This window comes from Haloplanus salinarum, from assembly GCF_009762275.1.
In the GTDB taxonomy this organism is placed as follows: domain Archaea; phylum Halobacteriota; class Halobacteria; order Halobacteriales; family Haloferacaceae; genus Haloplanus; species Haloplanus salinarum.
Window position 1 is genome coordinate 2,496,145 of record NZ_CP034345.1, and the last position, 25,220, is coordinate 2,521,364.

Consider the following 25,220-nt stretch of genomic DNA (forward strand, 5'->3'; position numbering starts at 1 on the left):
GGCCCCTCCCCGTCGCCGATTACAATTATTGCGTCGACGGGACGTGCCGCGGGGGTGACGGCCTGAATGGTCGACGCGGGCGACGCGGAGACCGAGGCCGTCACCGACGACGTGGACGGAGAACGGACGGACGGCGGCGAGCGTCCACAGACCCATACGATCCGGTTGGAACTCGTCGACAAGCCCGGCGAACTGCTGTCGGCGCTCCACCCCATCTCCGAGAACGGCGGGAACCTCCTCTCGATATTCCACGAGCGGGGGAACCTCACCCCGCGGGGACACATCCCCGTCGAGGTGGACGTCGAGTGCCCGCCGGATCGGTTCGAGACCATCGTCGACGCCCTCCGCGCGGAGGGGGTCAACGTCATTCAGGCGGGTGCCGAGCGGTACGGTGAGGAACTGACGCTGTTGCTGGTCGGCGACATCGTCGACACCGACCTCTCGGATACGCTCCAGCGGATCGAATCGAGCACCGACGCGGCGCTCGCGGACCTGTCGCTCTCGGCGCCCGAGGGCCGCAGCGGCGCCTCCAGCGCGCGTCTCAGGCTGGCGACCCGGACCGGCAGGTCCGACGAGGTGTTCGAGCACGTCCGGCAGGTCGCCGACGAGAAGGACCTCGACGTGATCGAACCGCTGGTGGGGGTGGCGGAATGAGCCTCCGACTCGCGGTGATCGGCGTCGGCGCCGTCGGCCGCTCGGTGGTCGAACTCGCTCCGGAGTACGGCCACGCCGTGACGGCCGTCGCGGACTCACGGTCGGCGGCGGTCGACCCCGGCGGACTCGACGCGGAGACTGTCTTCGACCGCAAGGAGGCGGAGGGCGTCGTCGGATCGGCCGACCCCGAGGACGCGCTGGCCGCGGAGTACGACGTCCTGGTCGAGGCGACGCCGACGACGCTCGGCGACGCCGAACCCGGCTTCTCGCACGTCGAGGCGGCGCTCGAACGCGACCGACACGCCGTCCTGGCGAACAAGGGTCCCGTCGCGGAGCGGTACGCGGACCTGATGGCACTCGACGCCGAGAGTGCGGGCACGGTCCAGTTCGAGGCGGCGGTCGGCGGCGCCATCCCCATCCTCTCGACCATCGCGGACTTCGGCCCCGGACAGATCACGGCGGCGCGTGGCGTGCTCAACGGCACCGCCAACTTCATCCTCTCGCGGATGGCCGCCGAGGGGCTGGGCTACGAACACGTCCTCGCGGAGGCCCAGGACCTGGGCGTCGCGGAGGCCGACCCCGCCTTCGACGTGGAGGGGACGGACGCGGCGCTGAAGTTCGTCATCTTGGCGAACGTTCTCGGCGGGGGAGACCAGGTGTACAGCCTCGCCGACGCGGACGTCGAGGGCATCCGGGATATCCCGGCGAGCGCGCTCGACCTGGCCGCGGAGGACGGCCGGACGATCCGGTTGATCGGCGAGGCGACGGCCGACGGCGTCCGCGTGGGACCGCGACTCGTCCCCCAGCACGACGCCCTGGCGGTGACGGGGACGCGTAACATCGTCCAGTTCGAGACGGTCAACGCCGGCCAACTCCACCTCAGCGGCCGCGGCGCGGGGGGGCCCGAGACGGCGACGGCTATCCTCTCGGACGTGGGCCGACTGGAGTAAGCCCTCCCGTCACCCCGCAGTCGTGCGGTACGGTGTCACGAACCGCAAGACAGCGGCGGGCTGCTCTGTGGCGTGTATCGAAATGGTTTTAGGTGATTCGCGGCAAATAGTCGTCACCAAGCGCCTTAGCGCGTGATTCCACTATGAGTGACAAACCGCACCAGAACTTGGCCATCATCGGCCACGTCGACCACGGCAAGAGCACGCTCGTCGGGCGACTCCTGTTCGAGACAGGGTCCGTACCCGAGCACGTGATCGAGCAGTACCGCGAGGAAGCAGAGGAGAAGGGCAAGGGCGGCTTCGAGTTCGCCTACGTCATGGACAACCTCGCCGAGGAGCGAGAGCGTGGTGTCACCATCGACATCGCCCACCAGGAGTTCGACACGGACGAGTACTTCTTCACCATCGTCGACTGTCCGGGTCACCGTGACTTCGTGAAGAACATGATCACGGGGGCCTCCCAGGCCGACAACGCGGTGCTCGTCGTCGCGGCCGACGACGGCGTCGCGCCCCAGACACGCGAGCACGTCTTCCTCGCGCGGACGCTCGGGATCAACGAGCTGATCATCGGCGTCAACAAGATGGACATCGTCGACTACAGCGAGGACACCTACAACGAGGTCGTCGAGGAGGTCAAGCAGCTCCTCAAGCAGGTCCGCTTCGGTACGGAGGACGCCTCCTTCATCCCGATCTCCGCCTTCGAGGGCGACAACGTCGCCGAACAGTCCGGCAACATGGACTGGTTCGACGGCCCGACGCTGCTCGAAGCCCTGAACGACCTGCCGGCCACGGAGCCGCCGACGGACGCGCCGCTCCGCCTGCCGATCCAGGACGTCTACACCATCTCGGGCATCGGGACGGTCCCGGTCGGCCGCGTCGAGACGGGGATCATGAACACCGGTGACAACGTGTCGTTCCAGCCCTCGGACGTCGGTGGCGAGGTCAAGACCATCGAGATGCACCACGAAGAGGTGCCCGAGGCGGGCCCCGGCGACAACGTCGGATTCAACGTCCGCGGCATCGGTAAGGACGACATCCGCCGTGGCGACGTCTGTGGCCCGGCCGACGACCCGCCGTCGGTCGCCGAGACGTTCCAGGCGCAGGTCGTCGTCATGCAGCACCCGTCCGTGATCACGGCGGGCTACACGCCGGTCTTCCACGCCCACACGGCGCAGGTCGCGTGTACCATCGAGTCCATCGACCAGAAGCTCGACCCCGCCAGCGGCGAGGTCGCCGAGGAGAACCCGGACTTCATCAAGTCCGGCGACGCTGCCGTCGTGACGGTTCGACCGCAGAAGCCGCTCAGCATCGAGCCGTCGTCCGAGATTCCGGAACTCGGGAGCTTCGCCATCCGCGACATGGGTCAGACCATCGCGGCCGGCAAAGTGCTCTCGGTCAACGAGCGATAGATGCAGCAGGCACGCGTTCGCCTGGCGGGCACGAGCCCCGAGGATCTCGACAGCATCTGCGACGAAGTCCGCGAGATCGCGAGCAAGACGGGCGTCAACCTCAGCGGACCGATCCCGCTGCCCACGAAGACCCTGGAGGTCCCGTCGCGGAAGTCCCCCGACGGCGAGGGGACGGCCACCTGGGAACACTGGGAGATGCGCGTCCACAAGCGGCTGATCGACATCGACGCGGACGAGCGTGCGCTTCGTCAGCTCATGCGCATCCAGGTGCCGAACGACGTCAGCATCGAGATCGTCCTCGAAGACTGATCGCACGGCGCTAAGGCGTTTCATCGCCCTTTCGGTCCGAACAGAAGCTTACAAGTACGCCCGACGGCTGGGTCACAGTGCGGGCTCGTAGATCAGTGGCAGATCGCTTCCTTCGCAAGGAAGAGGCCCCGGGTTCAAATCCCGGCGAGTCCATCTCCGTTCGCTCACTTCGTTCGCTCCAGTCGATGGACTCGCCGTTGTCCCACTCGCTCACTCCGTTCGCTCGCGGGACTCCCGGCGAGTCCACTCCATTCGTCGACGTGCCGTCCGCTTCGCTCGCGGGACTCCCGGCGCGTCCATCGACATTTCACCCGATCGCTGAGGGCACGCCTGGCGTCGGTATCGACAAGGCCCGATCGGCTCCCCCGGACAAAAATGGGGTGTCGAGGACGGGCGGCAGATGTCAGAGGCGCCGGTCCTCCTCCCCACCTTCGCGGCTCGGAGGAAAATATCCCGTCTGTCATTCGAGAAATCAGAAACCGCCACGACGGATCGCGGGGGGTGAGGCGCGAGGTCTCTCTCGGTGTCGTGGGACGGGCCGGTAGGGAACGGTGCCTCGTCACGCCCGTACCGGAGGTGTTTTGTGGTCGCGACACGGATCGTTCGGAGACGGCACGGCGGGTCGACTCCTTTCAGCCCGCGTTTCCACGCGTGGTTCCGTCGGCCGGCCTACCCCGTCTCTCTACCACCCACGAGCGACGGCGCCCGTGGCGGCCGAACTACTACCGACGGGACCGCGACCGAGAATAGTCGCGCCGGCGCTCAGACCTCGAGGTCGATCCGAGCGGCGAACGTCGGCAGACGGGGGGTGGGAGTGACGGTTCGTGCCGGCGGGTCGTACGCGACCAGTCCCGTGGACGCCAGTTTCGGGAGGTCGACGTGATGGAGCGAGACCCGGAGGTCCCGGTCGTCGTCGGGGAGGGGGGACGCGGCGTGGCGCTCGCGGAGGGCGGTGACGAGCTCCGGCAGGCCGGTGTCGCGGCCCCGGTCGGCGAGCAGCGCGAGGACGTCCGCTCGGTACGGGCGCACGAGGAGGGTACTGACGGCGTCCCAGGCAGGGTCCTCGGGTGTTCGCAGGTCCGGCAGTGACAGGGCCGCGAACTCGACGGACGGTCGCTTGTCGATGACGACGCCGTCCGGACGCCGTTCGATCCACCCGACCGCTTCCAGTTGCGGGAGACACCGATGATGGAGGTCGACCCGGATCGGATCGAGGTCTGCCTCGGTGGCGTCCGCGGACGTGAGGCCGCGCTCACGCTCGAGGAGGCGAAGGCCGAGTTCGCGTTCCGTCAGCGGCCGGTCCCGATCCAACAGGAGAGAGAGGATCCGACGCTGGCGCAAGTCGCCGATTATCGACGAGCGAACGAGGTGGTCTCCGTCCTCGTCCCGACGTGGCCGCGGTGCGCCATCCATGACTCGTGTCAGACACTGGAAAACCATAGTTCAGCCACCCAAAATCTGGGATCGGGTGGCCACACCGCTCACAGCTCGGCGAACACGACGTCGAGAAGCTTCTTTTCGGCCTTGCGAACGTGCTGGTGGAAGGTCGAGGCACCGATGTCGAGCGAGTCGGCGACCGCCTCCCCGGAGCGGTGCCGGGGCCACTCGAAGAACCCGCCGAAGTAGCCCGCTTCGAGGGCCGTCCGCTGACGCTCGGTCAGATCCTCGGCGAGGACGCTCAGGATGTGCTGTGACGAGGGGTCCTCCCGGACCACCTGTCGGCGGCTGACGACCCTGACGTCGAGATACGTCTCCCGGATACGGGCGACGACCCGTCGCACGTCCGTTCCCGGCGGGAACTGGATGGTCGCGCTGTACACGCCGTCCTCGATCCGGCCGCGCTTGAAGTTCCCCCCGTAGTCGGCGACGATGGAGGTCATCGGCGGGTTCGAGAGGCGCTGTTCGAACCGCACCTCGTCCTCACGCTCGTCGAACGTCCGTACCTCCTTCCACTCCGACCGGCACTCCCCGAGCGTGTGTATCGTCCCCATGGCGTCGCCGGTCGCGGTCCCGTACATGAGGTACTCGTCGTCGCCCACGGGGGTCACCCGATCGATCGTGATCGTTCCGTCGGTCGAATCCGGAAGCTGTCCGTCGAGCAACCGTGGCATCCGGATCGTGAGTTCGACGACCTCGTTGCTCATGAGGGCTCGCTTGCGGTCGACGGCGGCGATGGCGTGTCCGATCACGTCGCCGAGCTGCCCGATGACCGCCCGCTCCTCCTCGGCGAACGCGTCGGGACGCTCCGAGCAGACTCCGAGAACCCCGTAGAACATCCCCTGGTGGACGACCGGGATCACCGCCAGCGACCGGTAGCCCGACTCTCGTGCCGCCTCGCGAAGCTTCTGTGACGTTGCGTCATCGAGCGCGTTCCGGGTGATCTGCATCTCCCGCGTCCGGACGGCCCGCCGGATCGGACCCTGTCCGGTCATCTCGTTCGGGTCGGTGGCGATCGATCGGTCGCCGAGTCCGCCGTCGACGCCGGCTGCCGCCCGCGTCTCCAGTTCCGGGCCCGCGTCGGCCGCCCCGAACCACGCGAACCGGTACGAGTCGGCGGCCGCCAGCCGATCACACACCACCCGCTCGATCTCCTCGCGGGTCGACTGCTCGATGACCGCCTCGGTGATACCGCGCACGACGCCGTTGAGTTCGTCGAGGGCCGCGAGCTGTTCGCGCTGTCGCTCTAGCTTCCGCTCGTACTGTCGTCGCTCCGAGATATCGGTGGCCATCAGGATCGCCCCGTCGAACTCGCCGTCGCGATAGAGGGGCACGGCCCGTCCCGTGAAGTACGCTTCTTTCCCGTAGATGGATTCGAACGGGAAGTCGAACTCGATCGTCTCCCCTTCCTGCAGTCGGGAGAATATGCCCGCTTGTCCGGTCTCGATGATCGGGGGAAGCTTGCGGATGTCCATGCCCATAGCGTCGGAGCTATCCTTCTCCTCGGGGAGGCCGATGATCTCCTCCGCCCGCGGATTTTCGTAGGTGATCCGGAGGTCCTCGTCGAGGCGATACATCCCGAAGGGGGCGTTCTCGACCAACTCCTCGTTGAACCGCCGGGCGTCCCGGAGCTGTCGTTCCTGTGCTTTCCGCTCGGTGATGTCGCGGACGACACAGATGATTCCGCCGTCGTCGGAAACGGTCAGCGAGAGCTCCTGTGGGAACGTCGTTCCGTCCGCGCGCAGCCCGAACGTCTCGCCACGCCACGATCCCTCGTCGTAGAGCGTGGGAAGGATCTCCGCCTCGAACCGGTCGATCTCCGACTCGTCGTAACACAGGTGCCAGTGCTCACCGAGCAGCGCCTCCGGGTCGTCGTAGCCGTACACGTCGGCGTGGGTCTCGTTGACGTAGACGAACCCCCCGCCCTCGTCGACGACCGCGATTCCGTCGATGACCGACTCCATCGCCCGTGACTGTCGCCGTAACGTCCGCTCGGCGCCGTCGACGTCCGACGCCTCCGGCGGCCGCCACCAGATCCGCGAATGTGACCCCGTCTCCTTCGTCGCGAGTTCGCCCCGATCGACGAGTCGCTGCAACCGCTCGTACACCGCCCGGCGGTTCGCGTCGAGTGCCTCCGCCACCTCGGGCGTGGTGAGCGGTTCGTGCCGGTACTCGTCCCGTTCGAAGACGGCCAGGGTGCGCTCGTAGATATCCCCCGACGAACTGGACGCCATACCGTCGTGTCCGAACGAATACATATAGTTCCGTCGACGGAAGTCCCCGTCCGACGCGATCCCCGTGACCGAGCCCGTCGTGGCCGCCGCCGATGTGGGCGATACGATCGCCGGATGGCGACGCCACTCCGCGCCGACGGAGGTGGACCGCCCGCGACCGAACGCGGATCAGACCCGCTCGAAGCGGTGTCGGACGATCTCCGATTCGTCGTCCCACTCGAAGTTCTCGTGGGCGCGCTCCAGGATCTGCCGGTAGTGTTCGAGGTCCCGTGCGCCCTCCGCGCGGGCGTCGGCGTCGGTCATGTCGCCGAGCGTCCGCTCGTCGACGGCGACGACCTCGAAGGTCGTCCCGTCGATTTCGAAGGTGTCGCCCGACTCCGCGTACCGCTGTCCGCGGTGGATCTGTGTCACTTCGCCGTCGAGGGCCTGCTGGCGCATACGGTCGTTCGGCAACAGCGTTCCGGGGTCGAGTTCGCTCATACCGGAGGACGGGACTGGAGCGTCAAAACCCCTCGGCCGCGGTCACGGGGGCCGGTCGTGACGGTCCGACGGCGTCACGTGTCGCCGAACGGGTCGGCGAAGTCGTTGCGGACGAAATACCGTACGTAGTTGCCGTACGTCCGGTCGGCGGGGTGGTCGGCGACCTGTTCGTACCGGACGACCCCGTCGGTGTCGATCACGTACGTCGCGCCGACCCCCGTCAGCCCGTGGCTCGTCTCTTCTGTCCCGCTGTACTGCGCTGCCACCTCCCCGTCCGGGTCGGCGAGCAACTGGACGTCGAGGTCGTACCGGTCCCGCATCTCCGTCGTCGGCCCGAGCGAGTCGGTCACGACCGGAAGGACGTCCACGTCGTCGTGGAACCAGAGGTCGTACGCCACCTCGCTGAACGTCTGTAGCTGCTCGGCACAGAAGCTGCACCAGTGGCCGCGGTTGATCAGGACGACCGTCGGGCCGTCGTCGAGCGTCTCCGAGAGTGTGACCGGTTCGCCGGCCGTACTCTCGAGCGTGAAGTCGGGTGCCGTCGCGCCTTCGAGTGTCACATCGAATCGTCGATCCCCACGATATTGACCCCGTCGCGGCTGGATTCACGGGCAACACGACCGGAACGGTGGTCCCGTTTCGCTCCCGCTACTCCTCGTCCGCGTCGGGGAAGACGAACCCGTCGTCCTCGGAACCCGCCGAATCCGCCGAGACCCAGACGTCCGTCACCGCCGTCGGCTCGACCGGGATCTCCCGTCTGTTCCCCATTCCACCCACTTCCTTGGTCGGGAAGTCGTCGTCGGGCTCGGCGACCGTGATCTCCGAGTGAGCGAACAGGAACTCTGGCGTGATACAGACGTCTCCCGTGAGTTCGCCCCTGATCACCCCGTCGCCGGTGAACGTGATCGCGCGTCGATACTCCCGCTTGCAGGCCGGACACGTTCCCCCGTAGGGACGCTCGCCGGGGCCACCGGACATGATACGGTCGGGCATCGTTCGTTCCGAGGGGCGGACGGCGACGGTATATCGTTTGCGACCCGGCCGTCGCTGTGTGGGTGAGTTCGATAAAAGAGACCGCGTCGGGTGACCGCTTTCGGCGGTCAGTCGTGATCAGTTAGTCGCGCCGAGTGGCCAGCAGTGCGGCCGCGAGCAGCGCGATGACCGCGACGATGGCGCCGAAGCCGGGGCCGCCGCCCTCGGTGGGCGTCGGCGTGTCGGTCGGTTCGGCGGTCGCCGTGTCCGTCGGCTCGGGCGTTGCCGTGGCCGTCGGTTCGGGCGTTGCCGTCTCAGTCGGCGTCGGTTCCGGCGTCTCCGTCGGTTCCGGCGTCGCCGTCTGGACGTTCTGGACGATCTCTACGGTGACGATGTCCGTGTTCTCACCGTCGTCGGCTTCGAGGTCGTACGTCCCCGTCTGGACGTCCTCGAGCTCGATGGTGGTCGACCACGTGCCGTCGTAGGACCATTCGTCGGTCGTCGACAGCGCGACCGAGTCGCCCTCGGTCGTCAGCAGTTCGGCCGTGATCGAGTTGTCGTCCGGACGGAGGTTCGTCTGGCCTTCGACGACCATCGTGTCGTCGACTCCGACCGGGTTGACGCCCGAGGCTTCCATGCCTTCGGGGTAGACGTTCTGGATCGTCGACTGCGCGTCGGCGTACCGGAACGTCGAGGTGACCATCCGGTCGTCGCTCGCGACTGCTTCAGTCGTGTTGTCCACGATCCGGGCACGGACCTGAGCGCCCGTCAGCGTGCCGTCGCTCGGCACGATGTCGTCGACAACGTCCGTGTCCGTGTTGCCGTAGTTGCCGTCACGACCCGGGAACAGGACGTGGACGCTGACACTCTGGGAGCCCAGGATGTCGCTCCCGATCGTGACCTCGTCCTCCGAGAACGTGTTGTCGTCGTCCACGGAGATGTCCGTGGTGTAGGTGTTGCCACGGTCGCCGACGAAGATCACGTCGACGTTACTGGCACCGAACGCGGTGCCCGAGATGTTGACCGTCGAGTCGGTCGTCGAGACCTGCCCGCCCACGGTCTTGACGTTGGCCGTCAGTTCCGTGTCGGTCACACGCAGGGACATCTGCGTGCTCGTGTTCGTGTTGAACTCCGAGGTCGTCAGGTCGTCGGTCACGGGCTGGTTGAGTCCGTCGACGTCGAGCGCGCCGAAGCGGTAGGTGCCCGGCTGGCTCAGGATATCGCTGTCCTCCGAGAGGACGATGTCTTCCTCTTCGAAGGTGTCGTCAGCGTCGACGGTGAGCGTGTCCTCCCCGTCGATCGGGACGTGTTCGTAGTTGTTGTTCCGGCGGGCGTAGAAGGCGACTTCGTCGATGCCTTCCGAGGCCGTGCCGTTGATGTCGACTTCGCTGCCGACGACGTAGGTGCCGCCGGGCGACTCGATGGTGAGGTCGCCTTCGTTGACGGTGAGGGTCTGCTCGTCGTCCTCACCCTCCTGATCGGTGTTGCTGCCGATCTCGAAGGGAACCTGAGTCGAGGCGTTGTACAGCGTGAGGTCGACGTCCGAGTCGTCGAGGTACTGCGTTTCGACCTGACCGACGCCGACACCGGTGTCGTCGTCGATGGTGATGTTCGCGTACGCGTAGTCGATGGTGCCGGAGACTCCGGTCGAGTCCGCAACCGAGCGGTTGACCGCAGTGTCACCGGAGTTGTTCACGAAGCCGACTTCGCTGGTGTCGCCAACCTGGCGGAAGATGCGCGCGGCGTTCTCCGCAGTCAGGGTGTCGTCACGGAAGTCGTCGGACTCGATGATGACCGTGTGGGTGTCACCGGCGTCCGAACCCTGGATCTCGAAGCGGACGTCCTCGCCGCGAGTGACTTCGTCCGAGTCGAGCACGAGGTTCGCGTCGTCGTCACCGGTGACGGTGATGGTCGTGGACTGGGACGCCTCACCGAAGCCGAGGTCGTCCGTGCCAGCGAGGGAGATCGTGTAGGTGCCGGTACCCGTGTTCGCGAGGTCGATCGGGTAGGCGACTTCGTTGTCGGAGATGTCGCCACCGCGATCGCTACCATCATCGGTCGTGTACTCGGTCCCGCGGTCGCCGGCCGACCGGACGGGACTGTTGGACGGGTTGACGTTGTCGTCGACGACGTCACCGGTCACGTCGAGACCGGAGTCGTCCTCGACGGTCAGTTCGAGGTCCTCGGCGTTCTGGTAGTTCCAGGCGCCGATGACCGTCAGGTTACCAGCACCGCTACCGTCGCTACCGGAGCTCGGACTGGTACCTTCCGCGACCGAGCCGCCGGCGATGTCGTTGAGGTTGCTGTTCAGGACGTCCAGCGTGGTGACACGCGGCGTCTGGACAGTGACGCTGTTGCCGCTGTCGTCAGTGTAGCTACCGGTGGACTGGCTCTGGGGGATGTTCGGCGTTTCGAGCGGAACACCCTCGTCGTTCCCGGCGTCCTTCGTCGGGGTGCCGTCGAAGCTGTCACCCAGGAAGACGTCGGACTCGCCCTGGAAGACCGTCGCACCGGGGAAGATGTAGCCTTCACCGTCCGCGGTGTCGAAGTTGCCAGTGCCGTCCGCGTTACCGGCACGGTTGTTGCTCGGGCTGGCCGCGTTCACGTTGAACGAGGCGCTGCCGGCATCAGTGGTCGACGACGTGTCGATTCCGAGCGTCCGGGAGCCGGTGGAGACCCCCGAGCCGACGTCGACCGTGGCGTCGATGGAGACGCTCGTCTGGTTCGACAGCGCCTTCGTGGTCGTCTCCGAGGTCGCGTTGACGTTGGTGAGACCGACCACGATGTTGTCGCCGGAGACGGTCGTGTTGTTCACACTCGTATCAGCGTCGTCGAGGCTACCGGAGACGGTGACGTCGCTATCAGTGATACTCGCGGCCGTGACGTCGTTCACCCCGGCGTAATCGAGAGTGAAGTTTTCCGTCCCACCGGAGCCGCCGGTGGCGTTGAACGATACTGTCTGCACCTGACCGCTGGAACCAGCGGTCACGTCTGTCGCGTTGGTGTTACCGATGTTACTGACATCGGCCGCAGCCGTCCCCGACAGCGCCACGGTGCCAGCGAAGACGCTGAACACCATGAGTGCCGCGAGAACGACCGCGCGGATCTTGGTACTGTTTCCTGTCATGATTGTTGGTCCCGGGGATGCGACACGTGTTATCGAACGTGTGTCGCGCGCTGGAGGGCGATCCCCGAGGTTCCGGATGAGTGTTCATACCGTCTACGTAAAATGTCTTGTGTTGGACGCCGACCCGCGGCGGCACCGTCGTCGCCCTCCGGAGCGGGACGACGGGGCATTTCCTACCCGCCGATGTCGGTAACCGTCCCGACGCCCTTGCTCCGGCCCTCGCGGAAGACGAACCGCTGACCCTCCTCGATCAGGTAGGGGCGGAACTTGAACTCGACCGTCGTCGTACCGCGGTCGCCGGGGAGGAGGTGGCCACCCTCGGGGCGGAAGACCGCCGCCTCGCTGATCGTCTCCAGGTGGACGACGGGTTCGTAGCCCGTCCCGATTCGGGTCGGGTGGTTGAGGACGACCACCTCGGCCTCGAACTCGCGGACCGGCGTGGGGTCGGCGTCCGCCGGCAGGAGCACCATCCCGCGTTCGACCGCGGGTTCGGTGACGCCCTTGAGCGCGATGCCGACGATCCGCCCCGCCTCCGCGCGGTCGACCCGGTGGTAATGCATCTCGATGGAGCGGACCTCCACCTCGCGGAAGGAGCCGTCGGGCATCGGTCCGAGGAGGAGTTCGTCGCCCGCCTCGACGCTGCCGGCGTTGATCGTCCCGGAGGCGACGGCGCCGACGCCGGTCACCGAGTACGTCCGGTCGATGTACATCCGGAAGTCGCCCTCGCCGCCGTTGGTCTTCGGCAGGCGTTCGAACAGGTCGTCGAGGGCGTCGAGTCCCGCCTCCGAGACGGCGCTGGTCCGCAGGATCGGCACCACGTCGCCGATCTCCTCGGCCGCGGCGCTCACGCCGTGGCGCTCGATCCGGAGCGGCGTCTCCTCGACGTCCCGCAGGAGGCGCTCGACCGCGCGTTCGACCTCCTGTAGCCGTTCCTCGCTCACGAGATCGGCCTTGGTGATCGCAACCATGGTCGGCAGTTCCGTCGCCAACAGGATGCCGAGATGTTCGCGGGTGGTCCTCGTCGGGCCGTCGTCCGCGGCGACCGTCAGGAGCCCGTAGTCGAGTTTCTGCCCGACCAGCCCGCGGATCGTGGTCCGCAGCCACGGCTCGTGACCCACGGTGTCGACGAAGGAGACGAGCCGTTCGGACTCCTCGACGACGCGTGCGCGGTCCGACTTCCGGTGGGGGTTGTCCATCCGCACCGGGCCGTCGCCGTCGAAGCCGTACACCGCATAGGAGAGGTCAGCCGAGAGGCCGCGTTCGACCTCGTGGGGCTGGACGTCGAGATACGACCGGGTCCCTCCCTCCCCGTCGTCGGCCTGCCCGGTGACGAGCGTCCCGACGAGCGTGCTCTTGCCGTGGTCGACGTGCCCGGCGGTGCCGACGACGATGTGGGTGTCGTCCGTGTCGAGGATGGAACCCTCGCGGACCGTGGCGACGCCGACCAGTCCGTCCTCGTCCTCGCGCCCGACCCCCCAAGTCTCCACGTCCTCGATGTGAGTCCCTGCCTCCTCGGCGAGCAAGGAGAGCACGTCCATCGACTCCGAGAACGCCGACGGTTCGATGCCGGCCACGTGGCCGTCGTCCGTGACGCCCACGACGTAGGTTGCCTCGCCGTCGCCCGACAGCACGCGGTGGCGAAGCTGTGCCGCCAGACTCTCCATCCGCCCGTCCACGAGGTGGACGTCCCGGGAGAGCCGTTCCTTGAACTCGATTGGGCCGCCCTCCTCCTCGCCGCGTTCCAGGGCCTGCTCCAGCGCGGCCCGATCGGCGGTCATGGACCGTGGTACGCTATCACCCGGCAAAACCCTTTCCGTCGTGTGGGTACGTTCGACACACGAGCGGTCCGGAGTCAGTCCTGCAGTCGCTCGTACGCGCGGTTCACGCGCTTGAACCGCTCCTCGTCGCCGCCCTCGGTGTCGGGATGGACCTCCTTGACTTTCGCCCGGTAGGCGCGCCGCACCTCGTCGTCGGCGGCGTCCGGGTCGAGGTCGAGCCGCTCGTACGCTTCCCGCCGGGTCGGGCCGGTCTCGGCCGCGGTGTCGGTCCGTCCGCCGGTGGCCCCCCGGCCGGCCGCACCGCGGGCCGTGGCGCCGAAGCCGCCGGGGCCGGGGTTCGACCCGGCCCGTGCCGTCCTCGCTCCCGACGCCCGCCGCGCCCGCCGTCGGGTACGCGCCGCCAGCCGTCCCGTCGCGTGGCTCCACATGATGTACGTCGTCGCCGCGAAGGGGAGCGCCAGAAACAGCAAGAACAGCTGTCTGACGAACGCGAGCACCACCAGTACGGTGGTGACGCCGGCGAACACCGCCGCCAGGCCGAGTACGAGCCGGTCCCTGTCCACGCCCCCTACTCCGTCCGCCACCGTTGTAAGCGTCTCGCCCGTCGCCGGCGACCCGGCGAAAGGTTCAGGTCGGTTCCCCGGCGAGTCGCCGTATGTCCCTCCGTATCGGTGCCGCCCTGCAGAGCGGCGGCTCCCGGCTCGTCAGCCGGACAGGCACCCTCCTCACCGTCAGCTATCTCGTCCTGTACGCCGTCTACCAGACCGGCTTCAACGTCCTGATGAACGCCCTCTACGCCCGGATCGGGCTCCCAGCTGCGATTCCCGCGCCGATCGGCCTCCCCCTGCCGGTCGCGGCCGCCGTCGTCGCGGCCGCCCTCCTCGTGCTCACCTGGGTGAGCCTCGTGGCCATCCGGACCTTCGTCGCCGGCGAACGCGACGCCATCCCGCGTGGCTTCTGGACCGACGGGGTCGGGTGGGCGCTCCCCAACCTCGTCGTCGGCGGCCTCCTGACGTCGGTCCTCGTGACCGTCGGGTTCGTCTTCCTGATCCTTCCCGGCCTGTTCCTGCTCGTCGGGCTGGCGTTCATGGCGATGTATATCGCCGTCGAAGGCGACGACTTCGTCACCGCGATGCGGCGAAGCTGGGGGCTGGCCCGCGGCAACCGCCTGTCGATCCTCGGCCTCGTCGTCGTCGTGGCGGCGCTCGGCGCGGCCGCCGGCGTCGGCTTCGGGCTGGCGAGTCTCGTCCTCGCGCTCGCCGGCCTCGAACCCCTGACACCTCTGCTGACCGCCGTCCTCGTCGCCCCGATGACGATGTACAACGTCGCGGCGGTGTCGGCCGCCTTCGAACAACTGCGCGGGACGGACCGCCCCGAACTCTGAAACCGGCCGCGTCCCTACGCCGGACGTGAGCGTCACGAACCTCTGTCAGATCTGTGAGTCCGCGGCGGCCGTGGACACCTGTGACGGGTGCGGGGCGGCCGTCTGTGGGACCCACTACGACCGCGCGACCGGGCTGTGTGCCGACTGCGCGGCGCGGACGTAATCAGCGGTGGCGGTTGAGACGTCCCTTGAGCCGTTTCGCCGCCTCGCCCGCCGCGCCGAAGTAGGCGTCCGGATCGTCGCGAGGGGCGTCTTCGCCCGAGAAGATGATCCCTCGCGAGGAGTTGACGAGGCCGACGCCGTCGGCGAGGCCGTACTCGACGGCCGCCTCGACGTCGCCCCCCTGTGCCCCGACGCCGGGGACGAGGAAGGGGAGGTCGGGCACCTCGGCCCGCAGCGTCTCCAGTTCCGCCGGCGCCGTCGCGCCGACGACCAGGCCGACGTTCCCGTGTTCGTTCCACAGATCCGCGAGCGCTGCCACCCGCCGGTAGAGCGGTTCGCCGGCGGCGAGTTCGAGGTCCTGCAGGTCGGCCCCGCCGGGGTTCGAGGTGCGACAGAGGACGAACACGCCCGCGTCCGCACGGGAGAGGAAGGGATCGAGCGAGTCCCGTCCCATGTAGGGGTTGACGGTGATCGCGTCGGCGACGTCGAGCAGATCGGCGTACCGCCGGGAGGTGTTGCCGATGTCGGCGCGCTTGGCGTCCAAGAGGACCGGCACGTCCTTCCCGTGGGCGTAGGCGACCGTCTCGCGGAGCGCCCGCCAGCCGTCGGCGTCCTCGTAGAAGGCGGCGTTCGGCTTGTAGCAGGCCGCGTGTTCGTGGGTGGCGTCGATGATCCGGCGGTTGAACGCCCACCGCGGCAGGTCGCGGTCGGCGAGGAAGTCGGGGATCCGGTCGGGGTCGGCGTCGAGGCCGACCGAGACGACGCTGTCGACGCGGTCGATCCGCTCGCTCAGACGGTCGAAGAAGGCGGTCATGGACCGACTCCGCGGGGCGCGGACTAGAAGGTTGCGACTACAGCGCCTCGTGGACGATCCGGCCGTCGACGACGGTCAGCGCCACGTCGACGGCGGCGATATCGTCGGCCGTCCACGGCGAGTCGTCGAGGACCACCAGGTCGGCACGCTTGCCGGGTTCGACCGTCCCCAGTCGGTCCTCGTCGAAGCCGGCGTACGCGCTGCCGAGCGTGTACGCCCGCAGCGCCTCGGTCACGCCGAGCCCTTGGGCGTCGGTCGGCGCGTCGACGGCGTGGGCGACGCCGACCAGCGGGTCGAGGGGCATGCAGTCGCTCCCGAAGGCGAGCGGGACGTCCGCGTCGGCCAGCCGACCCAGCCGGTTCGTCTCGGTCCGCCGGTCGCCCAGGCGGTCGGCGTACAGCCCCGACTCGCCCGCCCACCGGTGGAAGTTCGGCTGGACGGAGGCGACGACGTCCAGGTCGGCCATCCGCTCGATGGCCGCGTCGCTCGCGAGTTCGGCGTGTTCGATCCGGTGGCGGACGGTCGCGGGGTCGGCGTCGGCGTAGGCGTCGACCACGGCCCCGACCGCCACGTCGCCGATGGCGTGGGCGGCGACTTGGAACCCCGCCGCCCCGGCGCTGTCCAGCAGGTCCTGGAACGCCTCGGGGCCGACGGTCCACCCGCCGCGCTCGTCGGGGGCGTCCGCGTACGGCGCCGAGAGTCGCGCCGTCCGCCCGCCGATGCTCCCGTCGGTGAACGTCTTGATCGCGCCCACCCGGACCGGCCCCTCGCCGTGGTTCGTCCGCAGCCCCGTCTCCACGAGGGCGTCGAGGTGGTCCGCCCAGTAGTTGAGCCGGACCCGGAGGGTCAACTCCCCGGCCGCCGCCAGGTCGCGGTAGACCCGCGGCGCGTGGGACCGCCGGACCATGTCGTGGACGCCCGTCACGCCCCGCTCGTTCGCGTGCTCCTGGGCGGCCCGGAGGAGTCGCTCGGTCCCCGATTCGTCGGGCGCGAGGGCGTCGAGGACCGCCTCGGCGGCCGCCTCGACGACCACGCCCGTCGGCTCCCCACCCTCGTGCCGAACCCCCGCCTCGGGCAGGTCGTCGCCGAACCGTTCGATACCCGTCGAGGACAGCGAGACGACGTGGAGGTCCTCGCGGACGGCGACGACGGGCCCCGCGGCGTCGACGGCGTCCAAGTCGCGCCGGGTGAGGTGGCCGGCCGTCTCCCACGTCGACTCGTCGTACCCGAACCCGAGGACCGGGTCGCCGTCCGGGACGGCGTCGGCCCGTTCGCGGAGCGCGTCGAGCGCGTCCGCGCGGCTCCCGGCCGTCGAGAGGTCGGCGTGGACGAGCTTTCGCCCGACAACGTCCAGGTGGGTGTGGGCGTCGACGAACCCGGGCAGGAGGACCCGCCCCCCGAGGTCGAGGGTGCGGGTGTCGACGCCGGCGAGAAAGTTCAGTTCGTAGGCGTCGCCGACGCGAACGATCCGCCCGTCGCGGATGGCGACCGCCTCGTGGGTCTCGTCGGGGCGGGTCAGCGTGTGGACCTCCGCGTTCGTCAGGAGGAGGTCGGCGGCCTCGGTCATGGCGGATGGCCGCGGGCGAGGGACCTAACGCTTGTCCCTACCGCCACAGTGTCCGCGCGCCGTAGGCGAGCCACTCGGCGCTGTAACAGATCACGCAACCCCGGAAGCGGGGTCGCGTGGGTTCCTCGGCTGCCTCGTCGGCGTCGTCGGTCGCGGTGGCCATACCTACGGTTCGGGACGGGAGCGGTAAACCTCTGAAGCGGTCGTGTGCGTGCGGTGCCCGAGCGTCAGGGGGCGTAGTAGTACTCGCCTTGGCGCTTCTGTTTCCGGTCGAGTTGGCTGTCGGGCTTGTTGATGCGGGGACGCCCCGTCCGCTCGTCGCGGCGGAAGGTGATGTCGAGGTCCGCGAGGAAGTCGTTCATCCCCGAGCGCATGCCCTGTGGCGTCGATGCGTGGCCGCGCTCGGCGGGTTCGCCGTCGAACACCATCAGGCGGTCGGCCAGCAGGTCGATCATGTAGATGTCGTGGTCGATGACCATCGCCGTGGCGTCGTGGTTCTCGGCGTACCGGCGGATGGCGGTCGTCGCCTGCACCCGCTGTTCGACGTCGAGGTGCGCCGAGGGCTCGTCGAGCACGTAGAGGTCGGCGTCCTCCGAGAGGCAGGCCGCGATGGCGACCCGCTGGCGCTCCCCGCCCGAGAGGTCCGTCAACTGCTGTTCCATGATCCGCTCCAGCTGGAGGGGACGGGCGATTTCGGTGTTCCAGAAGGAGGTGCCGAAGTCGTCGGTGATCGTCGAGAGGAAGGTGTCGACCCGCATCGGCTGGTCGACCTCGACGTACTGTGGCTTGTAGGCGATGTCGAGACTGAAGGCGAGTTCGCCCGCGTCGGGGTCGATGGCGCCCGCGAACAGCTTCGCGAGCGTCGACTTCCCGATACCGTTCGGCCCGACGATGCCCAGCACCTCGTTCTCGTAGATGGTCCCGCCCTCGACGGCGAGGGAGAACTCCCCCTCGCCGTAGGACTTCCGCAGGTCGGGGTAGTCGACCAGGGGCGTCCCGGTGGTCGACTGGCGGGGGGCGTGTTCCTCGAACGTGATCGCCTCGGGCCGGATACGCATGTTCTCGTTGTCGAGGTAGCCCTGGAGATACTCGTTGATGCCGTTGCGCACCGATTTGGGGTCGGTGACGACGCCGTACGCCCCGGGTTCACCGTAGGCGACGTGGAGGCGGTCGCCGAGCAGGTCGAGGACGGCCAGGTCGTGTTCGACCACGAGCATCGAGCGGTCCTCCTCCTCGGCGAGTTCGCGGACGAGCCTCGCGGCGGTCACCCGCTGGCCGATGTCGAGATAGGGGGTGATCTCGTCGAGGAAGTAGAAGTCGGCGTCGCGGGCCAGCGTCGCGGCGAGGGCCACCCGCTGGAGTTCGCCGCCCGACAGCGTGTCGATGGCCTGGTCCATCACCGGCCGGATCGACAGGCGGTCGACCAGGTCGTCGACGACGCCGCGCTCGTCGGTCCCCGCGAGCAGTTCGCGGGTCTTCCCGTCGAAGCTGTCCGGGATGCGGTCGACGTACTGGGGCTTGCGCGCGATGCTCACCTCGTCGGCCATCAGCCGTTCGAGGTAGTTCTGGAGCGCGGTGCCGCGGTAGCGGTCGAGTACCGTCTCCCACTCCGGCGGGTCGTTGTAGCGACCGAGGTTGGGGACGGTCTCGCCTGCGAGGGCGTGGACCGCCGTGGACTTCCCGATGCCGTTCGGACCGAGCAGCCCCGTGACCGTCCCCGACTCGGGGACCGGCAGGCCGTACAGCGAGAAGGCGTTCTCGCCGTAGCGGTGGACCGGATCGTCGTCGAGTTCCGAGGGCAGGTTGATGATCTCGATGGCGTCGAACGGACACTTCTCGACGCAGATGCCACAGGTCTCGCCGAGACAGAGTTCCTCGGAGATGCTGATCTGGTCGGGCCCGCCGTCGTAGAGGTCCGGGTCGTCGTGGCGCTCCTCCAGCGTGACGATACACTCCTCGCCGGTGCGGTTCGGCGGGCAGAAGTTCGCACACTCGTAGTTACACCGGTCCGGCTGGCACCGGTCGAGGTCGACGACCGCGATGCTGTCGTCGGCCATGTTAGAGCGAGGCGCCAGTGGTGAGCAGGATTGCGAACGTGATGAACCAGAGCGCGAAGGTCATGAACGCCACGTAGAGGTGGTCCTTCGCGCCGAAGTCCGAGACGTCGACGCCGATCGCCTTCAGCACCGGATACTGGACGGCGACGGCGGCCACCAGGAAGGCGAGCGCCCGGGTGTCGCTCGCCGCCTCGGGTCCGGTCCCGACGACGACGCCCGCGACCACCGCGGCGACGAGGCCGCCGAGGCAGGCGAGCGTGGTGACGGTCACCCCACGGATGTGTCCCGTGAGGCCCGTCTGCGTTTCCGTAGCCATACACGCCCCTCCGGCACCGGGCGTCAAAAGGCGTTCGATACGGGGAACCGGTCGGTCGTCCATCGTACCGGCGTCGGTCGTGAAGATTTATGCCGGTGGCTACGCTTCCATCACACGATGGCTGGAACTGAAGAGGAAGGTCTGGACGACCTTCCCCCGAGCGCGAAACTGGTTTTCAAGGTCCTCGAATACAACGGGTCGCTGACCCAGAAGGGGATCGTCGAGGAGTCGATGCTCTCGGCTCGGACGGTTCGGTACGCGCTCGAACGACTCGAAGATATCGGCGTCGTCGACGAGGACGTCTACTTCGCCGACGCCCGACAGAACCTCTATCAACTCAACGAGGCGAAACTGGCCGAGGAGTGCGGCGAGACGGAGGCGGCCTGCGCCGAGTGCGACTAGGCCTGGACGACCGTGATCCGCCGCTTGTCGTCGATGGCCCGCTCGAGTTCGTCGGCGATGGCGCTCCCCCGTGACACCTGAATCTCGCCCCCGCGGCCCACCGTCGCGGTGAACAGGTACTCGCCGTCGGCCCGCACCTCGACCGTCTGGCCCACTTCGGCGGCCGACCCCGCGTCGACGACGACGTGTCGGGAAGTGACCTCGGGCGTGACGACGGTGCCCTCGCGGCCGGCGGCGCTCCCGTCGCTCCCGCTCGATCCGCCCGAGCCGCCGCTCCCGCCCGGCCGCTCGTCGAGGGTCCGCACGTCGATGTCGATGCCGAGGCGGTCCTCCACGTCGCTGATCCGGCCGCCACCCTTGCCGATCACGTAGGAGATGTCGTCCTCCTCGACGTAGACGACGGCCTCGTTTTGCCCCTTCAACTCCACCTCGACGTGGCCGCGGGCGATGGAGCGGATCTCGCGTTCGACCTCCTTGCGGGCGAGTCGGGAGACGCCGGTCTCGCTCCCCTCGTCGTCGCCGAGGGGGACCGTGACGACCTGCCGGTTGAAGGTGTAGATCTCGTAGGCGGGTTTGCCGGTCTCGAAGTCGGCGATCTGGATGACCGGGCGCGCGAGGTCCTCGGCGGTCAGCCCCTCGGGCACCTTTACCTCGGTCGTCACGTCGTAGACGGTGTCGACGCGGCCGGCCTCGATGTAGACCACCGTGTCGACGACCTGCGGGATCATGCCGAGTTCGACCCGGCCCACGAGTCGTTGCAGCGCGTCGATGGCGCGGGTGGCGTGGACGACGCCGACCATGCCGACCCCCGCCAGTCGCATGTCGGCGAAGACCTCGAAGTCGTCGGTCTTGCGCACCTCGTCGTAGATGGTGTAGTCCGGGCGGACCAAGAGGAGCGAATCGGCGGTCTTGGCCATGTCGCCGCCGAGCGCCGTGTACTGGGTGATATCGGACCCGACCTGCAGGTCGCGGGGCTTCTCCATCGTCTTGACCGCGTTGTCGTGGCTCGCGAGGAACTCCGCGACCGCCTGGGCGAACGTGGACTTGCCGGCGCCGGGTGCCCCCGAGATGAGCACGCCCCGCTGGCGTTCGAGCAGGCGCTGCTTGAGGTCGTCGGCGAACTCGTAGTCGTCCAAGTCGGTCTTGACGATCGGCCGGACGGCGGTGATCTCGAAGCCGTCGGCGAAGGGCGGGCGCGCGACCGCGATCCGGTAGGAGCGGTACTGGACGATGGTCATCCCCGGCTCGTCGAGTTCGACGAAGCCGTCCGGACTCGCCCGTGCCGTCTCCATGACGTCGTGGGCGAACTCCTTCATCTCCGCCTCGGTCGTCGCCCCGTCCCGGATGGTCTCGTAATGCATGTCGCCGATGGCGCCGCGCTTGGCCTTGGGCTTCGCCCCTGCCCGGAGGTGGACGCTCATCGTCGTCTCGTCGAAGAACTGCTCGATCTCCAGGCCCTCGTCGCCGCCCTCCTCGCGACCCCGGGGTTCGACGTACTCGACGGTCAGGCCCTTGGCCTTGCTCACCTCGGCCTGCACTACGTCGCTGGTCAGCAGCGTGGCGTCCAGGTCGGCGGCCACGTCGCGGACGATGGCGTCGATCTCGCCCTCGTCGGCGTCGCGCTTCTGTCCGGCGTCGGGCCGCGCGCCGTGGTACTCGACGGTGATCGTGCCGTCCTCGGCCAGGCCGATCAGCCGCTGGAGCTCCTCGATGCCCTCCCAGCCGGTGTCGTGACCCTCGTTGGCCTGCCACTCGAGTTCGCCGACGACGGCCTCGGGAACGGTGATCGTCGCTCCCTCGTAGGCCCCCGACTCGACGCGTTCGGACACGCGGCCGTCGACGACCGCGCTCGTGTCCGGGACGATGTTCATGCCGGAATTCGGGCGGCGAGACGGATAAGCGTATTCAAGCGACGTTCCGGCGACCGCACGACCGACAGGGCCTAAGGGGCCGGCCCCCCTCGGCGGAGCCATGCACGACGCCGTCGATCTGACCCACCGGCTCGCCGAGATACCGAGCCACGAGGACGAACGCGCCGCGGGCGACGCCGTCGAGTCGTGGCTCCGCACGGAGACCGACGCCGCCGTCGAGCGGGACGCCCACGGGAACGTGATCGCCCGCCGCGGCGCGGGCGAGCGCTCGCTCGCGCTCGTCGGCCACCACGACGTGGTGCCGCCCGCCGACGAACAGGTCGCCGACGACGGCTACGTGATCGCGGAGCGCGACGGCCGCCTGTACGGCCGCGGCACCGCCGACATGAAGGGGAGCCTCGCGGCGGCGATGGTGGCCTTCCGCGACGCCGCCCCCGAACACGAACTCGTCTTCGCCTCCTTCGTCGGCGAGGAACGGGGTGGCGTCGGCGCCCGCGCGGCCATCGACGACGGCTTCGCCCCCGACTTCGCCGTCGTCGGCGAGGGGTCGACCGGCTACTCAGCGCCGGGCGTCACCGACGTCGCCGTCGCCCACAAGGGCCGGCGCGGGAGCACGCTCCGCGTCGCCGGCGAGAGCGCCCACGCCAGCGAGCCCGAGGCCGGCGCCAACGCCGTCTACCGTGCCTGCGACGCCGTCGACGTCGTCCGGGACCTCGACGCCCCGGCGACGACGGTGCTCGGTCACGACGTACGCGGGAGCGTCGCGGTCACCGAAATCGAGGGCGGATCGGCCTGGAACGTGATCCCCGAGTCGTGTGCCGTCACCGTCGACGAGCGGACGGTCCCCGGCGACCGGGCGGCGCTGGAACGGACGGAGGCGGTCGACGGCGTCGAGTGGGTCGTCGACCAGGACCTCCCGCCGATGGCCTGCGACGACGCCGGGTTCGCGGACGGGGTGGTCGAGGCAGCCCGAACGGCCCAGGAGGGGGACCCGGAGCGGGTGGTCAAACCACACGCCACCGACGCGGGCTGGCTGGCCGCCGCGGGGACGACCTGCGTGGTCTGTGGCGCGGCCGAACCCGGCGAGGCCCACACCGACGCCGAGAGCGTCTCCGTGGACGTCGTCGAGCGGTGCGTGCGGATCTATCGTGGGGCCGCCGAATCGGATCTCGGCTAACCCGGGGTCGGATCCGTTTGCACGTCCGACGGGGCCGCACGCGGCCTGCAGGGCGACAAACATATTTATCTATTGACTAATCATCGTACGCAGTCATGAGTGTGACAGGCTCTATCGGTATCGCGCTCGTTTCGGGACTTCTCGGTGTCGCCGCCGATCGTTCGGCCCGATATCTGCTCGACCGATACGAGGTTCGTGCTTCCCGCAACTTCTGGGAGCCGTGGCTCGATCACGACTCGATCATCATCTCCGCGACGACCGAAAACAGGCATCCGGGCCGAACTAGGGGTACTGGCCCGTTCGACGCTCGCGCCCTCCAGGAACTGACGTCACATCTGGCGGGAATCTCTTCGCCGGACCGGACGCCGTCGTCAGTGACCGAACAACATCCCGGTGACTGGCGGGACAAGAACGTCATCGCGTTGGGCGGCCCGGTGAACAACACTATCGCCGAACGCGTTCTGAATCCGGAGCGGAATCTGGGGTTGGAGTTTTATTTCGATACCGACCGGAATCGTGTGCTCAGCAATGACTACGTGGTTCATGACCCGCCCGATCCGAATCCCAAAGAGCGGATGGAAGACTACGGAATCGTGTCCCTTCTGCCACATCCGTACGACGGCGACGTCGTCTTTCTAGTCGCCGGCTGCTGGGGTCAGGGGACCCTCGGGGGCGTCGAACTGGTCGTTCGGAACATCGACGAGATCTGGCGCAAAACGAGCGGAGAGTTCTTTCAGTTCACGTATCGAGTGGTGTTCGACGAGAAAGGACAGCTCATGGACGGTGATATCTACTGGGATCACCTGCAATCCATCGAGCCTCGATCCCCGAAAGACGACTGGGTTCTCGACCACCGGCGCCCTCCCGAGAGATACGAAAACGAGGTGACTGTCGTCGTCCCGTGTCGCAACGAAGCGGAGACCGTCCCGAAGATAGTCACGACCTTTCGTGGCCTCGCTCCCGTCGAGGAAGTGATCGTCGTCGACAACGATTCGAACGACTCCACAGCCACCGCCGCCGGCCAGGCAGGTGCCCACGTGATCAAGGAGACGCGAGTGGGCAAAGGACACGCGGTCCTCGCCGGCCTCGACGCGGCCGACACGGACTTCGTCTTTTCGATAGACGGGGATATCGAGAACCCGTCGGCAGACTGGCTGTACGAGGCGATCGACCGACACGACCAGGGGAATGACATCGTTCGCGCGGATCCCGACTACTATCCACCGCTAGTCGTACAGTGTGTCAAACCGCTGTTACGGCGTTTCTTCCCCTCGGTGGCGGGCGCCGATCAGCCGCTCGGGGGAATCGTCTTCTTCCGGCGCTCCTACCGGCGTAGCCTCACGGAGTACACCGGCTGGGAGTTCGACATCGGGCTGACGCTGCTGGTCTCGAAGCGAAACCTGTCGTACGCCGAATTCGACATCGGGTCACTCATTCACGGAGAACGGGCGGAGCACAGGATCGTCGAGATGTCGGAAGAGATACTGGAAACCCTAATCGACGAGACGCCACTCGCCGACGACTAACGGGGTCGACCGAGCGGCGGTCGCTACCGTCGCGACGGTTCGCTCCCCAGCTCCACCACCCGGTCGGCCCGTCGTCGGAAAGTCGAGAGCGTCCGGCGTTCGGCCCGCGAAACGGGGTCCTCGCCGGCGAGGGCGTCGCCGGCGAGGGCGTTCAGGACCGCCGTCTCGGCCCGCGCACAGTAGTCGAGCAGGCGGTTCGGGTCGCCGTCGGCGTGCTGGAAAGGGATGGTGGCGTCGTTGACGAAGACCGCCCGCGGGTCGGCGGGTGCGGCGTCGAACAGCGAGGCGGCCCGCCGGGCGTTGTCGGCCGCCAGTTCGACGGCCTCGGCGTCGGCGTCGGCGGTCGCCCGCGGCGCGTGGGCGTCGAGGACGCCGTGCCAGACGTCGCCGGGGACGGTCGTGAACCGGTCGAGGCGGCCGCCGAGGATCCGCCCGTCCCGTTCGAGTTCCGGGGCGAACTCGAAGACGACCACTCCCTCGGGCCCCTCGCGGTCCAGCCAGGCGTCGAGCGCCGCCGCGGTCCGGCGGGTCTTGCCGGCGTTCGAGGGACCGACGATCAGGGTCGTTCCCGGGCGGGGCAGAGCGTCGGTCACG

At 68.3% G+C, this 25,220-nt stretch carries 24 protein-coding genes and 1 tRNA gene; 10 read left to right on the forward strand and 15 right to left on the reverse strand.

Annotated features, from left to right (window positions below; genetic code table 11):
* The first annotated feature begins 66 nt into the window (after positions 1–66).
* The 5 genes from EI982_RS14195 (at position 67) to EI982_RS14215 (ending at position 3,475) form a co-directional block, all read left to right on the forward strand.
* Positions 67–654 carry an amino acid-binding protein gene (locus EI982_RS14195; RefSeq protein ID WP_199243644.1) on the forward strand — a complete coding sequence of 196 codons (588 nt, stop codon included), beginning with the start codon at positions 67–69 and terminating at the stop codon, positions 652–654.
* Positions 651–1,604 carry a homoserine dehydrogenase gene (locus tag EI982_RS14200; RefSeq protein WP_157690313.1) on the forward strand — a complete coding sequence of 318 codons (954 nt, stop codon included), beginning with the start codon at positions 651–653 and terminating at the stop codon, positions 1,602–1,604. The genes EI982_RS14195 and EI982_RS14200 overlap by 4 nt, the downstream gene beginning before the upstream one ends.
* A 143-nt stretch (positions 1,605–1,747) precedes the next feature.
* On the forward strand, positions 1,748–3,013 hold the full coding sequence (tuf, locus tag EI982_RS14205; RefSeq protein WP_157690314.1) for a translation elongation factor EF-1 subunit alpha: 1,266 nt from the start codon (positions 1,748–1,750) through the stop codon (positions 3,011–3,013).
* The gene (rpsJ, locus tag EI982_RS14210; RefSeq protein ID WP_157690315.1) at positions 3,014–3,322 is read left to right on the forward strand and encodes a 30S ribosomal protein S10; all 309 of its coding nucleotides are present in this window, start codon (positions 3,014–3,016) and stop codon (positions 3,320–3,322) included.
* 81 nt (positions 3,323–3,403) lie between these two features.
* A tRNA-Ala gene (locus tag EI982_RS14215) sits at positions 3,404–3,475 on the forward strand.
* Between the two features lie 609 nt (positions 3,476–4,084).
* Here EI982_RS14215 and EI982_RS14220 read toward each other — a convergent pair.
* The 8 genes from EI982_RS14220 to EI982_RS14255 form a co-directional block, all read right to left on the reverse strand.
* Positions 4,085–4,735, reverse strand: coding sequence for a DUF7344 domain-containing protein (locus EI982_RS14220; protein ID WP_157690316.1), 651 nt, complete (start codon positions 4,733–4,735; stop codon positions 4,085–4,087).
* A 68-nt stretch (positions 4,736–4,803) separates the two neighbouring features.
* Positions 4,804–6,993 carry a bacterio-opsin activator domain-containing protein gene (locus EI982_RS14225; RefSeq protein ID WP_199243645.1) on the reverse strand — a complete coding sequence of 730 codons (2,190 nt, stop codon included), beginning with the start codon at positions 6,991–6,993 and terminating at the stop codon, positions 4,804–4,806.
* 168 nt (positions 6,994–7,161) lie between these two features.
* A complete protein-coding gene (locus EI982_RS14230; protein ID WP_157690318.1) occupies positions 7,162–7,473 on the reverse strand; it encodes an ASCH domain-containing protein in 312 nt (103 codons plus the stop codon).
* Between the two features lie 74 nt (positions 7,474–7,547).
* The gene (locus EI982_RS14235) at positions 7,548–8,033 is read right to left on the reverse strand and encodes a peroxiredoxin family protein (RefSeq protein ID WP_157690319.1); all 486 of its coding nucleotides are present in this window, start codon (positions 8,031–8,033) and stop codon (positions 7,548–7,550) included.
* A gap of 88 nt (positions 8,034–8,121) precedes the next feature.
* A complete protein-coding gene (locus EI982_RS14240) occupies positions 8,122–8,466 on the reverse strand; it encodes a hypothetical protein (RefSeq protein WP_157690320.1) in 345 nt (114 codons plus the stop codon).
* Between the two features lie 121 nt (positions 8,467–8,587).
* On the reverse strand, positions 8,588–11,572 hold the full coding sequence (gene csg, locus EI982_RS14245; RefSeq protein ID WP_157691238.1) for an HVO_2072 family ArtA-dependent S-layer glycoprotein: 2,985 nt from the start codon (positions 11,570–11,572) through the stop codon (positions 8,588–8,590).
* A 173-nt stretch (positions 11,573–11,745) separates the two neighbouring features.
* A complete protein-coding gene (locus EI982_RS14250; protein ID WP_157690321.1) occupies positions 11,746–13,350 on the reverse strand; it encodes a GTPBP1 family GTP-binding protein in 1,605 nt (534 codons plus the stop codon).
* Positions 13,351–13,424: 74 nt separating this feature from the next.
* On the reverse strand, positions 13,425–13,913 hold the full coding sequence (locus tag EI982_RS14255) for a J domain-containing protein (RefSeq protein ID WP_157690322.1): 489 nt from the start codon (positions 13,911–13,913) through the stop codon (positions 13,425–13,427).
* Positions 13,914–14,005: 92 nt separating this feature from the next.
* Here EI982_RS14255 and EI982_RS14260 point away from each other — a divergent pair, with 92 nt between their 5' ends.
* Together EI982_RS14260 and EI982_RS18495 are read left to right on the forward strand one after the other, a co-directional pair.
* Positions 14,006–14,734, forward strand: a complete 729-nt coding sequence (locus EI982_RS14260) for a DUF7847 domain-containing protein (protein ID WP_157690323.1) — start codon at positions 14,006–14,008, stop codon at positions 14,732–14,734.
* Between the two features lie 25 nt (positions 14,735–14,759).
* Entirely contained in the window at positions 14,760–14,897 is a 138-nt protein-coding gene (locus tag EI982_RS18495) for a hypothetical protein (protein WP_199243646.1), read from the forward strand.
* Here the strand turns inward: EI982_RS18495 and pyrF are convergent, their stop codons facing one another.
* From pyrF to EI982_RS14280, 5 genes are all read right to left on the reverse strand, one after another.
* Positions 14,898–15,710 carry an orotidine-5'-phosphate decarboxylase gene (gene pyrF, locus EI982_RS14265; protein ID WP_157690324.1) on the reverse strand — a complete coding sequence of 271 codons (813 nt, stop codon included), beginning with the start codon at positions 15,708–15,710 and terminating at the stop codon, positions 14,898–14,900. It lies immediately after the preceding gene.
* Positions 15,711–15,747: 37 nt separating this feature from the next.
* Positions 15,748–17,277: an amidohydrolase gene (locus EI982_RS14270; protein WP_157690325.1), complete on the reverse strand. Its 1,530-nt coding sequence runs from the start codon at positions 17,275–17,277 to the stop codon at positions 15,748–15,750.
* Positions 17,278–17,314: 37 nt separating this feature from the next.
* A complete protein-coding gene (locus tag EI982_RS18950; RefSeq protein WP_257627797.1) occupies positions 17,315–17,440 on the reverse strand; it encodes a hypothetical protein in 126 nt (41 codons plus the stop codon).
* 64 nt (positions 17,441–17,504) lie between these two features.
* The gene (locus EI982_RS14275) at positions 17,505–19,334 is read right to left on the reverse strand and encodes a ribosome biogenesis/translation initiation ATPase RLI (protein ID WP_157690326.1); all 1,830 of its coding nucleotides are present in this window, start codon (positions 19,332–19,334) and stop codon (positions 17,505–17,507) included.
* Between the two features lies 1 nt (position 19,335).
* Positions 19,336–19,650, reverse strand: a complete 315-nt coding sequence (locus tag EI982_RS14280) for an EMC6-like membrane protein (protein ID WP_157690327.1) — start codon at positions 19,648–19,650, stop codon at positions 19,336–19,338.
* A 117-nt stretch (positions 19,651–19,767) separates the two neighbouring features.
* Between EI982_RS14280 and EI982_RS14285 the strand changes: the two genes are divergently transcribed.
* The gene (locus EI982_RS14285) at positions 19,768–20,052 is read left to right on the forward strand and encodes a winged helix-turn-helix domain-containing protein (protein WP_157690328.1); all 285 of its coding nucleotides are present in this window, start codon (positions 19,768–19,770) and stop codon (positions 20,050–20,052) included.
* On the opposite strand, the gene EI982_RS14290 is transcribed toward EI982_RS14285, so the two are convergent.
* Positions 20,049–21,923 carry a PINc/VapC family ATPase gene (locus EI982_RS14290; RefSeq protein WP_157690329.1) on the reverse strand — a complete coding sequence of 625 codons (1,875 nt, stop codon included), beginning with the start codon at positions 21,921–21,923 and terminating at the stop codon, positions 20,049–20,051. The two genes, EI982_RS14285 and EI982_RS14290, sit on opposite strands and share 4 nt — an antisense overlap.
* Positions 21,924–22,023: 100 nt before the next feature.
* Between EI982_RS14290 and EI982_RS14295 the strand changes: the two genes are divergently transcribed.
* Together EI982_RS14295 and EI982_RS14300 are read left to right on the forward strand one after the other, a co-directional pair.
* A complete protein-coding gene (locus EI982_RS14295; protein WP_157690330.1) occupies positions 22,024–23,100 on the forward strand; it encodes a M20 family metallopeptidase in 1,077 nt (358 codons plus the stop codon).
* A 95-nt stretch (positions 23,101–23,195) separates the two neighbouring features.
* On the forward strand, positions 23,196–24,626 hold the full coding sequence (locus EI982_RS14300) for a glycosyltransferase (protein WP_157690331.1): 1,431 nt from the start codon (positions 23,196–23,198) through the stop codon (positions 24,624–24,626).
* A 23-nt stretch (positions 24,627–24,649) separates the two neighbouring features.
* Here EI982_RS14300 and EI982_RS14305 read toward each other — a convergent pair whose 3' ends face one another.
* Positions 24,650–25,219, reverse strand: coding sequence for a hypothetical protein (locus tag EI982_RS14305; protein ID WP_157690332.1), 570 nt, complete (start codon positions 25,217–25,219; stop codon positions 24,650–24,652).
* Position 25,220: the final 1 nt, after the last annotated feature.

Excerpts from the sequence above, each read along its gene's own strand:
- EI982_RS14195 (WP_199243644.1), top strand. The coding sequence starts at position 67 with ATGGTCGACGCGGGCGACGCGGAGACCGAGGCCGTCACCGACGACGTG.
- pyrF (WP_157690324.1), bottom strand. The coding sequence starts at position 15,710 with ATGACCGCCTTCTTCGACCGTCTGAGCGAGCGGATCGACCGCGTCGAC.
- EI982_RS14290 (WP_157690329.1), bottom strand. The coding sequence starts at position 21,923 with ATGAACATCGTCCCGGACACGAGCGCGGTCGTCGACGGCCGCGTGTCC.
- EI982_RS14250 (WP_157690321.1), bottom strand. The coding sequence starts at position 13,350 with ATGACCGCCGATCGGGCCGCGCTGGAGCAGGCCCTGGAACGCGGCGAG.
- EI982_RS14220 (WP_157690316.1), bottom strand. The coding sequence starts at position 4,735 with ATGGATGGCGCACCGCGGCCACGTCGGGACGAGGACGGAGACCACCTC.
- tuf (WP_157690314.1), top strand. The coding sequence starts at position 1,748 with ATGAGTGACAAACCGCACCAGAACTTGGCCATCATCGGCCACGTCGAC.
- EI982_RS18950 (WP_257627797.1), bottom strand. The coding sequence starts at position 17,440 with ATGGCCACCGCGACCGACGACGCCGACGAGGCAGCCGAGGAACCCACG.
- EI982_RS14200 (WP_157690313.1), top strand. The coding sequence starts at position 651 with ATGAGCCTCCGACTCGCGGTGATCGGCGTCGGCGCCGTCGGCCGCTCG.
- EI982_RS14270 (WP_157690325.1), bottom strand. The coding sequence starts at position 17,277 with ATGACCGAGGCCGCCGACCTCCTCCTGACGAACGCGGAGGTCCACACG.
- csg (WP_157691238.1), bottom strand. The coding sequence starts at position 11,572 with ATGACAGGAAACAGTACCAAGATCCGCGCGGTCGTTCTCGCGGCACTC.
- EI982_RS14260 (WP_157690323.1), top strand. The coding sequence starts at position 14,006 with ATGTCCCTCCGTATCGGTGCCGCCCTGCAGAGCGGCGGCTCCCGGCTC.
- rpsJ (WP_157690315.1), top strand. The coding sequence starts at position 3,014 with ATGCAGCAGGCACGCGTTCGCCTGGCGGGCACGAGCCCCGAGGATCTC.
- EI982_RS14295 (WP_157690330.1), top strand. The coding sequence starts at position 22,024 with ATGCACGACGCCGTCGATCTGACCCACCGGCTCGCCGAGATACCGAGC.
- EI982_RS14280 (WP_157690327.1), bottom strand. The coding sequence starts at position 19,650 with ATGGCTACGGAAACGCAGACGGGCCTCACGGGACACATCCGTGGGGTG.
- EI982_RS14240 (WP_157690320.1), bottom strand. The coding sequence starts at position 8,466 with ATGCCCGACCGTATCATGTCCGGTGGCCCCGGCGAGCGTCCCTACGGG.
- EI982_RS14285 (WP_157690328.1), top strand. The coding sequence starts at position 19,768 with ATGGCTGGAACTGAAGAGGAAGGTCTGGACGACCTTCCCCCGAGCGCG.
- EI982_RS14300 (WP_157690331.1), top strand. The coding sequence starts at position 23,196 with ATGAGTGTGACAGGCTCTATCGGTATCGCGCTCGTTTCGGGACTTCTC.
- EI982_RS14225 (WP_199243645.1), bottom strand. The coding sequence starts at position 6,993 with ATGGCGTCCAGTTCGTCGGGGGATATCTACGAGCGCACCCTGGCCGTC.
- EI982_RS14275 (WP_157690326.1), bottom strand. The coding sequence starts at position 19,334 with ATGGCCGACGACAGCATCGCGGTCGTCGACCTCGACCGGTGCCAGCCG.
- EI982_RS14230 (WP_157690318.1), bottom strand. The coding sequence starts at position 7,473 with ATGAGCGAACTCGACCCCGGAACGCTGTTGCCGAACGACCGTATGCGC.